Origin of the sequence: Tumebacillus lipolyticus (assembly GCF_042682745.1) — a bacterium.
Classification (GTDB): Bacteria; Bacillota; Bacilli; order Tumebacillales; family Tumebacillaceae; genus Tumebacillus_A; species Tumebacillus_A lipolyticus.
Map to the genome: position 1 here is coordinate 189,559 of NZ_JBHUIO010000009.1, position 13,823 is coordinate 203,381.

At 56.6% G+C, this 13,823-nt stretch carries 12 protein-coding genes; 2 read left to right on the plus strand and 10 right to left on the minus strand.

Annotated features, from left to right (window positions below; genetic code table 11):
• Nucleotides 1–30 precede the first annotated feature (30 nt).
• The 6 genes from ACFSOY_RS14815 to cotE all read right to left on the minus strand — a co-directional run bounded on the left by ACFSOY_RS14815 (nt 31) and on the right by cotE (nt 7,808).
• The gene (locus ACFSOY_RS14815; RefSeq protein ID WP_386047882.1) at nt 31–1,266 is read right to left on the minus strand and encodes a YheC/YheD family endospore coat-associated protein; all 1,236 of its coding nucleotides are present in this window, start codon (nt 1,264–1,266) and stop codon (nt 31–33) included.
• Nucleotides 1,226–2,629 (minus strand): YheC/YheD family endospore coat-associated protein, encoded by a 1,404-nt coding sequence (locus ACFSOY_RS14820; RefSeq protein ID WP_386047883.1) that lies wholly within the window; start codon nt 2,627–2,629, stop codon nt 1,226–1,228. The genes ACFSOY_RS14815 and ACFSOY_RS14820 overlap by 41 nt, the downstream gene beginning before the upstream one ends.
• Before the next feature lie 156 nt (nt 2,630–2,785).
• On the minus strand, nt 2,786–4,321 hold the full coding sequence (locus ACFSOY_RS14825) for a putative amidoligase domain-containing protein (protein WP_386047885.1): 1,536 nt from the start codon (nt 4,319–4,321) through the stop codon (nt 2,786–2,788).
• Between the two features lie 21 nt (nt 4,322–4,342).
• Nucleotides 4,343–5,722 (minus strand): YheC/YheD family endospore coat-associated protein, encoded by a 1,380-nt coding sequence (locus ACFSOY_RS14830; RefSeq protein ID WP_386047887.1) that lies wholly within the window; start codon nt 5,720–5,722, stop codon nt 4,343–4,345.
• Between the two features lie 55 nt (nt 5,723–5,777).
• Nucleotides 5,778–7,166 carry a YheC/YheD family endospore coat-associated protein gene (locus ACFSOY_RS14835; protein WP_386047889.1) on the minus strand — a complete coding sequence of 463 codons (1,389 nt, stop codon included), beginning with the start codon at nt 7,164–7,166 and terminating at the stop codon, nt 5,778–5,780.
• 105 nt (nt 7,167–7,271) lie between these two features.
• The gene (gene cotE, locus ACFSOY_RS14840; protein ID WP_386047891.1) at nt 7,272–7,808 is read right to left on the minus strand and encodes an outer spore coat protein CotE; all 537 of its coding nucleotides are present in this window, start codon (nt 7,806–7,808) and stop codon (nt 7,272–7,274) included.
• A gap of 330 nt (nt 7,809–8,138) precedes the next feature.
• Between cotE and ACFSOY_RS14845 the strand changes: the two genes are divergently transcribed.
• Nucleotides 8,139–9,134, plus strand: coding sequence for a CobW family GTP-binding protein (locus tag ACFSOY_RS14845; RefSeq protein ID WP_386047893.1), 996 nt, complete (start codon nt 8,139–8,141; stop codon nt 9,132–9,134).
• 19 nt (nt 9,135–9,153) lie between these two features.
• Here the strand turns inward: ACFSOY_RS14845 and ACFSOY_RS14850 are convergent, their stop codons facing one another.
• The 3 genes from ACFSOY_RS14850 to ACFSOY_RS14860 form a co-directional block, all read right to left on the minus strand.
• Nucleotides 9,154–9,630 carry an NUDIX domain-containing protein gene (locus ACFSOY_RS14850; protein ID WP_386047895.1) on the minus strand — a complete coding sequence of 159 codons (477 nt, stop codon included), beginning with the start codon at nt 9,628–9,630 and terminating at the stop codon, nt 9,154–9,156.
• A complete protein-coding gene (locus tag ACFSOY_RS14855) occupies nt 9,627–10,466 on the minus strand; it encodes an aminoglycoside adenylyltransferase domain-containing protein (protein WP_386047897.1) in 840 nt (279 codons plus the stop codon). The genes ACFSOY_RS14850 and ACFSOY_RS14855 overlap by 4 nt, the downstream gene beginning before the upstream one ends.
• A 65-nt stretch (nt 10,467–10,531) precedes the next feature.
• On the minus strand, nt 10,532–11,449 hold the full coding sequence (locus ACFSOY_RS14860; RefSeq protein WP_386047899.1) for a LysR family transcriptional regulator: 918 nt from the start codon (nt 11,447–11,449) through the stop codon (nt 10,532–10,534).
• Nucleotides 11,450–11,623: 174 nt separating this feature from the next.
• On the opposite strand from ACFSOY_RS14860, the gene ACFSOY_RS14865 reads away from it, so the two are divergent.
• Entirely contained in the window at nt 11,624–12,901 is a 1,278-nt protein-coding gene (locus ACFSOY_RS14865) for an amino acid permease (RefSeq protein WP_386047901.1), read from the plus strand.
• 114 nt (nt 12,902–13,015) lie between these two features.
• Here ACFSOY_RS14865 and thyX read toward each other — a convergent pair whose 3' ends face one another.
• Nucleotides 13,016–13,819 (minus strand): FAD-dependent thymidylate synthase, encoded by an 804-nt coding sequence (gene thyX / locus ACFSOY_RS14870; protein WP_386047903.1) that lies wholly within the window; start codon nt 13,817–13,819, stop codon nt 13,016–13,018.
• Nucleotides 13,820–13,823 lie beyond the last annotated feature (4 nt).

The following is a 13,823-nucleotide window of genomic DNA, read 5'->3' on the forward strand; positions in this document are numbered from 1 at the left end:
TTCCCATTCTTGGAAAAAGGAAACACCCCGTCAGCTGACAGGGTGTGCGGCAAGGTATTTGCAATAGGCGAGCAGACGGCGCAACGATTTGGCGCGAATCGTCGGCTCATCAAATTTCATCGGCTTGGCGTTCGCTTCAAAAAAGTAGAGACTGCCGTCGCTTGCGACGCCGATGTCCATCGACATCTCCCCCGTGTGACCTGCACCTGCGCTTTTTTGTTCGATCGTCGCGGCGATCGCCAGCGCCATCCGCCTCACGCTCTGCTCGATTCGACCAGCGCGAGCCTTGCCGAAGGCGGTGGATAACACCTGATCAGCATTCTCGATCTGTCCGCCGTTTGGAACGTGTGTGGTGATGCCGTCCGCATCGGCGATGCGCGCGCCGATGCCGGTAACGTCCCACATCCCCCGACCATCCTTTTGCAGCAGCAGTCGCAGATCGAACGGTCGCCCCCCGTAGGAAGCTAGGCGGACGCCCTGTTGAATCAGGCTGGGACGACCGCCGAGCGCTCGGTAGGAGAGCTCAGCCGCCTCATGGCGTGAGGATGCGCGAGCAGATGTACGAGCTCCCTTTTTTTGCATCGTCACCCGATACCCTTTTCCTTCGGTGCGAATCTGAACGATGCCCTCTCCCGCCTTCCCGTCGACCGGTTTGAGGTAGACGAGGTGCTGCTTTTTCAGCATCTGCGAGATCTGAGCTTCCTTTTGCAACAGTTCAGAAGCGGGCAGGTAGCGCGATGTCTCCCGCTCGCTCTCCAGCCACCTGTGAATTTCCGCCTTGTTATAGAAGCGCTCGTTAAACAGAGGAATCTCCCGTTTGGCCAGCCACTTTTTGACCTTGATCACCTCTGACCGTCGCTCCGCCTCCCGATCGGGAACGCGGTTATAGACCACATCTGGCAGGGGAAGCGTCGCTCGCCGCCACGGCGCCAGTCGATCACCCGTGTAGAGGAAGCAATCCATCTTCCTGCGCGACTGAAGCCCTGCAGGCGTGCTGACGACGACGGTGAGACCCAGACGATCACCCGCTCTGCAGATGTCGCGAAAATTGGCTCTGTTCCCGCGAAACGAATCGCTGTTCTTCTTGGCCGAAGTCAGGATGCAGATGATCGGTCGTCGCACTCGCTTCCCGACATCCTTCTCGCCGACAGCGGGCAGCAGTCTGTCATCGGTCGATCGTGAGCTCGCGTTTGCCTGAGCGAGCAGCGTGAGTTGCCCGCCGCTGTCAGCGCGCCTCCCGATAGGCGCGCCGCTTTTGCTGTCCATGCTCGCTCCCCCCTCTCGCCAGCGGAAACTTGACCAGCTGTGTCGCATATTCGAGCAGCAGTCGCGAGGACCGCTTACCCGACTCGATCAGATCGGGATGTCGAAAGATCGCACGACCCGGTTTGGCGTTCGTTTCGAACACCCAAACATGGCCCTCCCGATCCAATCCGACATCGAGGCCAAGCTCCCCGGTCTCCCCTTTCAACAACCCCTGGATCACATCGGCGACGAGGATGGAGACGTCGATCATTTTGGCGCGCATCTGCTCGGCACGCTCACCGTACCATCTGCGGAGCACTTTGTTGCCCGCCACCACTTTTCCGCCATTGTGGACGTGAGTGGTGATCGCCCCCACTCCGGCCACCTTCGCCCCGATCCCAGCCGCCTCCCACCGTCCGTCCGCATTTTTGTGCAGATGAACGCGAAAGTCTGTCTTGCGGCCTTGATACTCCATCAACCGAATTCCTTGTTGCATCATATAGGTGCTCTGTGGGTTTCCACGCTTTTTGACAAATTGATACACATCGTCCGCCGTCATGAAACGCCGGCTGACATGGCGTTTCTCCCGCTTGCAACGGACAAGATATCCTTGATGGCTTCGCTCAACCTGATAGATCCCGACCCCGAGACTGCCTCCTGTCGGCTTCAAAAACACCGAGCGATGAGCCTTGCAAAAGCGCTCCAGCGCGATCGGTGATCGCATGATATCTGTCGCCGGGACGTACTGCCTAGAGTGCTCGTTGCTCGCCAGCCAGCGGTACATCTCATTTTTGTTGAGAAAGCGCTCATTGAACAGCGGGACTTTTTTGCTCGCAAACAGCTGTTTGCATCTCTTCACATGGTGAAGCGTTTCTGCGCGGCGGTGTGGGACGCGATTGTACACAACTTCCGGCAGTGGGAAGGAGGCGAACGACCATGCTTCCTGCCCGGGTGCTCCACTCAAGGTCACACCTTTCACCATGCCGGAAGCAAAATTGACATCTGTGGCATTAAACACATAGCAGAGGACGTTCAACTCGCGGGAAGCGCGAATAAAATCGCCAAGCAGCGCAGTGCGGCCACCGATTGGCTTTTTCAGATCGCGCCTGACGCCGGTGGTCATGATGCCGATGATCGGGCCGATCCGAACTCCCTCGCCCTTTGAATAGACGACCTGGCCTGCCAATCCCTGCTGCTGCAAGTCGATCCTCCCGCCCGGCCAGTTCAAGCAGGCCGCGCGTTCGCTCTGTCCCCCTTGTTGCACCGTGGCGATTCCTTTTACCGAACCGCAGATGAGCGGTACGTTCGCACCAGCTCGCAACCCCCAGCCGTTCAGCAGCTTGCGGGATGCGGTGAGAATGAGGGAAGATCCGGGTTGTTTCACTCATACCCCTCCCCTTGGATCATGATTCTGTATTGTATGACCGGATAGACAACTGGGTTCCTCTCCTCAGCAGGCCTTGGGCCTTTGTCGCCGGCCGGTCGCGGATCGGCGGTCGACACCAGAAACACAAAGGCGGTCAGGCACCTCCTGAAGAGGTCACCTGACCGCCTGCTGATTCACGCGCCCGCGAATTCCGCTGTTCACCGAACGCTGAAGCACCGGTTGTTGCAAGTTCCAAGTCTGTCTAAAGTCGGACGATTCATCCCAATCGATCCCCTGCCGCACCATGCTCGGAATGATCATCAGCGAATTTTTGCATTGCGCGTAGGTCGAAGTCGCTTCGATCTGCTGCCAGACTCGCTCGAAGTAGGGAAGCAGTTCCGCCTTATTTCCGCTGTAGAATTGGCGCTGCATGCTCGGTTTGGAAAACAGATCGGCATCCAAGCTACGATGATGCATCACGACCAGATAGGAGAGGAACACCACCGCTTCGGCGATCTCCGGAGATACGAGCCACGAGCCTGGCGTACGGTATTCGAACCCACCGTGATCTTTAAAGCGGACATCGCCCAAAAAGCCATACTTCGGACGGCGTTTGGCGGCCGTTTGGCTCGCTTCGATCATCATGATCGGAAATCCGACATAATGATCTAACGCTTTGACGAGCCGTGAAGAGAAAGACAGGTCGGAGAAGTGAACGTGCCCACCGATCGGGAATCTTGGAAACGGCATGCTTCCGGCGACCCATTGCACATGTTTCGCCTTGATCAGCCCCGCCGCCTCTTCGAGCGTTCGCCTGATGTTTGTCATCAGCTCGCCCGGTGAGCGCGCTGGGTTCGGACGGATCTCGGCGAGAGGAAAGCGTTCGCCATCCAGATTCAAACTTCTGTCGTCACAGCCGACGATCCCCTTGCGCGGCAAATACTTCGAGGCGAGCACCATCTTCCCGCGCGGGGAACGCAGCATAAACTCCAAGTCGGTGCCGATCAGAAAGGGATGAGGGTTTCTTCCATGCAGATGAAATTCTCGCTCCTCCGCACGGTCGCGCGTGATGAACGCTTCGAGGGCATCTTCAAACAGGTCGAGGATGCGCCCCTGCAACCTCGGCGTCGCGGTGACATCGAGACAGATCGTGCGGTCTGCCGAGGTGATGCCGATCGAGACCATGCCGAAGTCAAGCCCCAGCGCATGGAGCGAACGCAGCGCCAAACGCACCGCCCGCTCCGCATACACGTCTTCATCAAACGGAACTTCCCTAAATTTGTTCTGCACATGTGAAACATGACCGTCAAGCCAGAGCGATTTGCTATCGGCACGAAACAGGCCGAGCGGATGCAGGTCGAAGATCGGGATTCGATAATAGCGCACAACTCTCACTCGCTTGCCAGAATCGAGCATCACCTCTCTGACAACGTCAGGTCGCTTTTCATGATTTGATGAAATCGCAGGCGAATAGACGCCGTTCTGCTTTAAAATTCGCAGCATTCTCGTTCGACCGATCGAGTTTTCAATCGCTTGCCGAGAATTGAGCGTCCAAGCGGCGACGCTGTCATCTCCCGCCAAACTCCCCCAGCGAATCATCACATCTTGACTGGCCACCGGGTTTACACTTTCTACGCCTATGCACTCTTTTACGCGCCTAAGCAAGCGTTTGGCGGAGACTTGCCCAGAATGCAACAGCACGTAACCCATCGCCATGTCTCCTTTCCGAATTTATCTATTGAGGGCTGTTTCGCAAAGGTACTTCGCATATTGAACGGGGCGCTGAAAAGCGAGCTGGGCAAGGTCGCGCCACTCCCCATCTTCTGTGTTCGGCTTTTTCCACGGCTTCGCATTCACTTCGATCACCCAGATCCTTCCCTCCTCATCCAATCCGAGGTCGAGGCCTAACTCTCCGACCGTTCCGATGCCCCCCTGTTCGATCGCCAACGGAATCGCCTCTGCTACCTCGCGCAGTTGTCGGATGATCTTGCGCACAAGAATTCCATCATACATGTCTTGCAGCAGTTGCTTTACCGCGAGCGCATCTCCTCCCGACGAGAGATTAGAGGTGATTTGCCCATGTTGGGCAATCCGGCAGAACATCTTGGTCCGCTGCCAACTGCCCGTTCCATCTTTTTGCAACAGGATGCGAATATCGAACGGACGCCCTTGCCAGTTTTTCAGCCGCAGCGTGCGTTGGATCATGTATGGGCCTTTCTTCAGGCGCACTTGAAACTTCTTCAGAAACACAGAAACAGAACCTGAATACTCTTGGCGCAGGCTGCCATCCTTTTTCTTGATCTGATAAAAAACTCTGCCATCCGGACGTCGTCGTGCCCGGATGATCCCGATTCCAAGCGAGCCATGCACCGGTTTCAGATAGACGTCCGAATACTGATAGAGAAACGGTGCAGACTGTTCGACCGACTCGAAGCGAATCGCATCTGGCATATATGCGGCGGTGCGCCGATCATTTTTCAACCACCGTTGAACTTGCCATTTGTCAAAATATCCAGGATTAAAATACCGGGAAGCGACCAGCCTCATCAACCGTTCGCGCGCCTGTGCTACCTCGCTTTTGTTGATGTAGGTGCGCGAGATGATCTGATCGTAGACCACGTCTGGTAACGGCAGGCGTTTGTTGGCCCATCTCGTCTCGTCCTCCAAGCGGTAGCCGAGCACCGTTTGACTCTCCCAGTCGATCCCCGCCACGGAGAACACATACCCGTACATCTGCAGAGAGTGAGCCGATTGGAGCAGATTGCGAAACACTTTTTGCTGTGATCCGCAGACCTGATCACCATCCGTCTTCAGATTCGCCAAGATGCCAAACAGGTAGCCGAATCCTATCTGCTCGCCATTTCTGTACAAGGAGAGCTGCTCTCCAACTGGCAGATGCAAGGCGTGGATCAAATCGGAGCTGACTCTGACGACGTCAGGCTCTGGTCGGTCAGAGCTGCGGAGCCTGACGGAAGCATTCTTTTGGCCGAAAGCGAGCGTATAGGAGCCTGGTGTGAGATTGAACTCTTTCATCTGGGCGCGCGGCAAGACGATCGTCCCGCCGTGCTTGAGAGAAGAGGGTTCGATTCGAATCGGTTTCGAACTCGCCATCCCCCGTCCCTCCTCTCATCAGAAATGCTGCACTTCCGCTGAACCGGCGGCCAACCTAGGTCGGTGGTGCGAACCCTGTCGTGTACTTAGCATATTCAAGGTTCCGCTGAAGTGACAATGCACGTACTTCCGAAGATGTTTGCTTGAGCATCTGCCGACCTGGGCGAGGATTGATTTCGATCATGTACACATCCCCTCGCTTCGTCACGCCAAAATCGATGCCGAGCTCTCCGATGCGACCCGCTTTCTCCTCGATCTGCCGAGCGATCAAAAGGCTCGCTTCATCGAGCTTGTCGAGCACCTGTCGCAGCGATTTCTCCTCGTCAAAACCGTTCTGTCGGAGCAAGTCGGGAGCGTGCACCGCTCTGCCCCCCGTGTGCAGGTTGGTCGTGATCGCATCGAAGTTGCCCACTCGCGCGACACGAGCGGTGATCTCCCAGCGATTCTGCCCATCCTTTTGAATCAGCCAGCGAAAATCGACCGGACCACCCCCGCGATCGGTGAGCAGCTCGATTCCCTGCTGGACGAGAAATGATCGCCTGCCGCAAAACCGCTTGCGCAAAAACGATCTCCATTTCTCACCAGACCGCTTCAGCTGATGCGTGAGTGTACGTTTGTGCTTGGTGTACTGAATGCGGACATGCTGAGCCTTTAGGCTGAGCCGGTAGATGCTGTAGCCTTGCGTGCCATAGCACGGCTTGACATAGACGATGCGATGGCGCGCGAGCAGTTCCTCGACATCTTCCGGACTTCTGACCAATCTCGTCTCCGGCAAAAAGCGTCTGGTCGCATCCTGTTGCATCAGCGTGCGATGCACCTCCCACTTGTGCCCAGTCGCCATGCTGAACGTGCCGCAGGGAACCCGCTGCCCGATCTGCCCTAGATCAAAGCGAATGCGCTCTCGCCAGCGCAGCGGCTTGCCCATGATCTTCGGCAGGATCAGATCGGGCAGCGGGCGTTTCGTCCGCACCCAGCTCTGCTTGCCCTCCTTGTCCTTGTATGCATAGCAGCGAGCGACGCCCGCCTTCCAATCGATTTCGCCGGGCAGAAAGACGTAGAGCGCGACGCCTTCAAGAGCTGCGATCTTCGTCATATCCTGCAGCAGCGACGTCATCTCGCCAAACAGATTGCCCGGCTCATCGGACGGCAGCGCATAGACGCCAACAAACGGACCGAAATGCAACTCTCCTTCCACCGCTCGAACCGATACGGCGCCGAGCGGCAACAGCAACGCTCTGCGCACCGCCACCGTCATCTGCACATCCTGTCTGCTCTGATAAGATACGCGGACGGTCACTCTGCGATTTCCCGCTCGCAGGACCATCTCTTCTCGCCCTTGCTCTTTGCGCAGATAGGCTTGCCACTTTTTCGGCAGGGTGACAATCAATTCGTCGCGCCCACGCCAGGCGGTGATCTCACAGGTTCCCAGTACGATGTCGCTCATCATGTCCTTTCCCCTTCCACGTGCCCTGCTCTCGGTGATATACAGTATGCGCCAGGCGGGAAGGGCGTTTCTGCAAAAAGAAAAGGCTGAGGGCAGCCCTCAGCCTTAATCTTCAAAATCATCATCATCTTCGAAGACCTCATCCTCGATGTCCTCGTCGTCCTTATCGTGCGGCTGATCGACGGTGAGCACCCACACTTTCGTCTCGCCGACAATCTCGGTCGCCAGCTCTTTTTCGACGCGCACCAAAATTTCATTTCCGCTGTCGACAACGGTCGCGTCAAGGCAGTTCGGCTGTTGCAGCACTTGTACGCTGACCTTGACATGGTCGCGGGAGCAGTATGGATCAAGCTCGCGAAGCGGAATCATCTCCGTATAGGTAACGGTGTCTTTCGCAACCGCCGTCTCACTGTTGCCGTGGTACGAATACCAGACGTTCACATCAAAACGACCGTGTACTTCCACAGCATCGCCGACCAATTCCGCTTCATAGGAGTGATTCATCACCCAGCAACCCCCGATGGTCGTCGGACGGTTCGCGGGATGAATCGTATAGGTGGTCTGCGAATACTTGCTTCCGGAGCCACAGACCGCATTGGTGATGATCTCCCGCGCTCGATAGTCTTTTTCTGTTCGTACCATCTAGTTACCTCCTCTTTCAGTTCAGGTGCTTGCAGGCCAACGGATGGCAAGACGTAGTGCTCATTCGATGCGGGAAAATTGCCATCAATTCTCATCGATCGCTCCTGCATACCTGCTGTTTGACATGGGGTCATCTGTCCCTATATCCTATGGAGCGGATAGGCGATGTGTGCAGGTAGAATCGCCCATCCTGACCAGACGTTTACCCTTCTACTTTAGTTGTATTCGCCCGCCTGAAAATCTTGACACTTGACAAAACTTGAGCCTGTTCGCTAGGGTTAGTGCAGAACTTTTGGCTCGAATTTTCGAGGCTTGTAGAGGAGGGTCATGATGACGATTCCTGTATATCTATTGACAGGCTTTCTCGGCAGTGGCAAGACCACCCTGCTGAAGACGCTCTTGCTCGCGGTGAAGGAAAAAGGAAACCGACCCGCGGTGCTGATGAACGAGTTTGGCAAGGCGAGCGTCGACACGCTGCTGATCCAAGGTGCAGCCGTGCCGACTGTCGATCTGATCGAAGGCTGTGTGTGCTGTACGGTGCGCGGGAGCTTGACAGCTGCGATGATGCAGCTGGTGCAGGAACACCGCCCCGATGTGATCTTTTTGGAAGCGACGGGCGTCGCCTTGCCGCTTGAGATCGTCGACAGCTTGCTCGACCCGCCGGTAAAGGATCATGTGCAGTTAAAAGGCATCTTTGCCTGCGTGGACGCGACGCGCTTCCCGCTGCAGCTCCCCCCTCCGTTTGAGCAGACCCCGCTGCAGCTCACGATGGTGCAACAGGTGCGGCATGCGGATGTCCTGCTGGTCACCAAAGCGGACCTGACGGCGCCAGACCGCCGCTTTGCGCTCGAAAGCGCTTTGCGTCAACACAATCAAAACGCACCGCTCGTTCGCGTGCTGCACGGAGAAGCGGATGCGGAGATGTTGCTCAGCGTTCGCGCGCATCATTTGAAGCGCGCCTTGCCAACTCGCTTGGTGCGAAAAAGCGCATCGCAAAAAGGGAAGCATGCGCTTCAAGCGCGTGAAAAGACCAGCTTTGGCGGGCTGCAGACGCTCCATTATGAGTTTAGGTCCAGCGTCGATGTGGAGCGTTTTTATCAGTTTTTATATCGGCTTCCCGAGAGCGTAGCGCGCGCAAAAGGCTTTTTCCGCGATGCGGAAAGCGGCCAGATGCAGCTGTTCCATTTCACCCCGCACGCGCCGATGATCGCCGCTGCGGATGGCGAGATGCCCGCGTTCGCCGTGCTGATCGGTGAGGAGTTGGCCGAGCAAGAACTGGTGAAGCAGCTTCAGGCGTGCGAAGTCAAAAAACCCCCGCAATCATGATCGATTGCGGGGGTTCTCTTTAGGAAAGGATCGACCAGACGAGGCGGTCATCAGGAGCAAGCCACTCGACGCGAGCGTTCAGGATGCTGTCCGTCTCAAGAAAATGTTGAAGGAAATCCTTGTGATAGTCGGGGATGTCAGCATTTGATCGATAGCTGGCAAGATCGACCCATGACGGGATAAGAATGTCCGGTTCATTCTGCTTTAGATCACCGCAGACATCGCGGGTGACAAAATAGAAGCAAACGGAGTGGTAACCCGGGCGATGACCGATAAAAGTGACCACCCCGCGCAGTTTGAGATCGCGAACTTCCAGACCGGTCTCTTCCCACATTTCGCGCGCGCAAGCATCTTCTAACGTCTCGCAGAGTTCGACATGACCGCCTGGCGGAATCAGCTTCTGGAACGTTGCTTGGTGCGGGTTGTTGATCTTTTTGATCAGCGCGACCCGATCGTCACGTATCGCGATGCAGGAGACTTGTACTTTTACGCTCAACGTCCGCCCTCCTCCGCTCTCTGATCGGCATCGATGATCGAACGGATAAAATCACAGGCGACAGTCGCGTATTCTTTCGTCGATGCAAATTCGGAGCGTTCAGGCACTCGTTCTGCCGACCGCTCGCGGATGAACTGCGTTTCGCGCAACAGCGGATGCCATCTAGGCTCTGCCGAACGGAGCGCATCGTGCAAGGCGGCCAGTTTGGAGATGACCTCCCGCTCTCTGAGCGTATAGGTGATCCGGCATAGCGTGAGCACAGCATCGGCCGTCTCCATCCGCATCAACCGTTCAGGCACCGCGTCCAGATCGAGCTGTTCCATCTCCCGTATCCGACGTGACCAGTAACCGTTCAGGTTGTACGACATCGTGGCAAGCAGATCTTCCTCTGTCACCTGAAAGGGAAGCGTAGCCGATTCTGGACCGGTTATGTTGATCGCGCGATGTTTCAACAGCCACCAGGTGACATTGTTGATGTCCCAATATCCAGCGCTGTGAAATACTCCCTCGTGCGCATAACAATAGGGGCGCATCTCCTCATTTTGACGACCTAGATCTGACAGACAGACGTACATGCCATCCATCTTCGCAGCGAGGTGATGCTGCGCATGTAAGCTGGTATGGAGCTCGGCAAGCTCCCCCCGTTCCTCCTCATTCAGCTCGCGGGTGAGAACGGTGAGAAAGTCGATGTCGCTGGTCTGCTCCTCATACGCACCGAGCGAGAGCGAGCCGATCAGGTAGATGCCGTGCACATCGTCTGCGAACGAAGTGCGAGCGAGCAGTTGCCCGTATGTGTCCAAAAGCGGTTGCAGGTTACTTGGGATTCGTTGCGTCATTTCAGGCTCCCCTCCAGTTTCAGCGTGCTTCAATTCTACCAAATGAAACGCAATTCAAGGCGCTTTCAAACTCCGCCGATTCGCTCCCCCTCTCGCCAACGAGTTGCATGAGCGCGCACGATGCGCAAAAACTCCCGGCGAGCAGGGGAAAGCCATCTGTTTTTATGGTAGATGATCTGAGTCGTCACGCGATCTTCCATCCCATTCCAAGCAAGGGCGGCGAGCTTTCCTTCGCCCAGCTCAGACTCCACGCTGATCAACGGTAAAAATGATATGCCCAAGCCGGCCATCACACAGTTTTTGATCGCTTCGATGTTCCAAAATTCGAGCGACGAAGCGGGGATCACCCCATGACGATGCAGGTGATGCTCAAACTGGGCTCGATAGCTGCAACCTGGTTCGGTGTGCAAGATCGATTCTGCTGCCAGATCTTCCGGCTCGACCCGCTTTTTTCTTGTCAGCAGATGATCTGACGGCGCGATCAATCGCATCGGCTCCTCGATCAGCTCCTCGCGGTGCAAATCGCTCACATCTTCTGCACGCTCCAACAGGAAGGCAAAATCGAGCTGGCCGTGTCTCACCTGTTGCCGCAGCTCGAAACAGAGACCGGGCCGCAAGGTGATCTTGACCTGCGGATAGAGCTTGCGGTACTCCCGCATGATCTGCGGCAGACGATAGGCGGCAAGCGACTCTGGCGCGCCCACGATCAGCGTCCCCTGCGGTTGCGCCTCCATCTGCACCGCCTCTTTCGCAGCATCATGCATGCGCACCATCTCCGCTGCAAAAGGCAACAGCCGCTCTCCCCCATCGGTCAACACGATCTTCTTCCCCAACCGATCGAACAATGGCGTCCCCAGCTCCTCCTCCAGCGTCTGAATCTGAACCGTCACGCTCGACTGTGCATACCCGAGCAATTCTGCCGCTTTGGTGAAGCCCCGAACTTCAGCCACCACCAAAAACGTCTTCAGCTGCCGCAGTTCCAAGAGGTTCCCTCCTTTCGAGGTGAATTGCCCTTTCATGTCCACGATTGTACACGATCTTCCCTCAACCATCCATCGCAAAATACGATCCACTCCATCAATTCCATTCATTTTACTGATTCCAGACCGATCTGTTACGCTCGATGCAAACAGCTGATAGGAAATGGAGTTTTGAAGATGGAGAAATCAAATCGTTTGCAGGCGACGATCAGACTCCCCCAAGCGGTCGCTTTGTATGTCGGAGCGGTGCTCGGTTCGGGCGTGCTGCTCGTACCTGGCTTGGCTGCTGAGATCGCAGGGCCTGCCTCTTTGCTCGCTTGGGGATTGATGACGTTGCTCGTCCTCCCGATGGGCCTTTCGATGGGCCTGCTCGCCGCAAAGTTTCCGAGCGCAGGCGGCGTTTCGCATTTTGTCAGCAAAGCGTTTGGCGACAGGGCGGGCGCGGTCATCGGTTGGTTTTTCTTGATGTCCGTACCGATCGGTGCGCCGATCGCCGCCCTCACAGGAGCAGGCTACCTCACCACCGCATTGGGCGTTGGCGAAGAGATTCGCCTGCTGATCGCCATCCTGATGTTGATCGCCGGACTCCTGACCAATCTGCTCGGCATGAAGGTAGCGGGCGGTGTGCAAGTCGGCGTGGTCGCGGCGATCATCTCCATCCTCCTGCTCGCCATCGCCGGAGCAGCTCCTAACGTTGAGGCGGAGCACTTTACACCGTTTCTCCCCAACGGGTGGATCAGCGTCGGGCAAGCGGCCGCCATCCTGTTCTGGTGCTTTATCGGCTGGGAAGCAGTGTCACACCTTTCGGAGGAGTTTGTCGATCCGGAGCGAGAAGCGATCAAAGGTGTGACGATCGCAGCGGTCATCGTCGGCATCTTGTATTTTCTAACGGCGCTCGCCACCGTCGGCACGCATGCCTACGGGGCGGCAGGCGTCTCCGAAGCGTCGCTCGTGTTGGTGATCGAACGGATCTTAGGTCGAAGCGGCGTCTATCTCGCCGGCTTTACCGGCGTGTTCATCTGCACGGCGACGATCATCGCCTATGTCGGGGCGATCTCCCGCCTCGCCTATTCGCTCGCCCAAAAAGGGGATGCCCCGAAAGCGCTCGGGATGCGGTCAAAGAAACACGGCACTCCGCTCGGAGGGCTGATCTTCCTCGCCCTTTGCTTTGTGCTGGTGCTGACTTTATACGCCACCAAGACCGTCTCGTTGCACACTCTGATCCAGTTTCCGAATGCGACGTTTATCCTGACCTATCTAGGCGGCTGTGCGGCAGGTATCCGTCTCCTGAAGGGCAACAGGTGGGGAGTTCGCCTCTCTTGGCTGAGCTTCCTCCTGACGGCGCTGGTCTTCCCGTTTGTCGGTTGGGCGGTGCTCTACCCGCTCTTGATCGTCGCCGTGCTCTGGCTGGTCGATGCACGAAAGTCGGCCAAGCAAAAACGAACGACCAGCTGAGCTCTGAGCTGACACACGCTACATGCACTCGATCGATCGCGAAGCTGCAACAGCATCTATAAACAAAACCGAGCGCGAGAAGATCTCTTCTCGCGCTCGGTTTTATTGTTCGCCTCAACCGACAGGATGTTTTTCTTTTCGCTCCAACATGCGCTCATAAGCGACAGCCAGACCGCTCTGCTCGTTCAACTCGATCACACCGCAGGTCTTCACTTCCGGGCAACCCACGTTTTGCATATAGCAAGGCATGTTCAGATCGCCAAACAGGAGCGGTGCCACTTTGATCAGTTGGTTCACCTCTTGGCGGCGGATCAGCCTGATCTCCTCTTGCGCGCGCAGGCACAATCGCTTCATCGAATGATGTCGCCACGCCCATGCGTTTCGCGTATCGGTGTAGGTCGTCGCGATGCCGACCGGCAACACGGAGCGAGCTTTCTCCCCTTCGAGGATCTGCTCATCGGTCAGCTTGCTGTAGAGCTCGATCGCCTTCTCGTGCACATACTGCCACTGTTTCAATTCCTCTTCTCGGCCGGCGAGCAGCAGCTCCTTCGGCGTATAGTAGACCAGACTTCCATCGTCCGCTCGACAATAGCGCAGGCTGCGCTCATCAAATGAAGCGTGTCGAGCACGCAGATCCTGCCGTGCCACAAAGATCGGCACCTTTTTCACAAAGGAGAATACATTGTGCTCCAAAACTGTATTGTGCCCCGAATCCCGACAGTGCTCCACCACGCGTGCCGCCACTTTCGAACCGGGCTTGTACAGATCGGTGTCATAGCATAAGCTCGCCACATTCGCAGCAAACCAATCGGCATCTTCTGTCCACTGCACCAAGACCGAAGCAAGCATCGGCAACGCCTTGGACAGTTTAAGCGCCGTTGGGTACTCAACCCCTTTATAAGCAAAACGTACCGTCACGTCG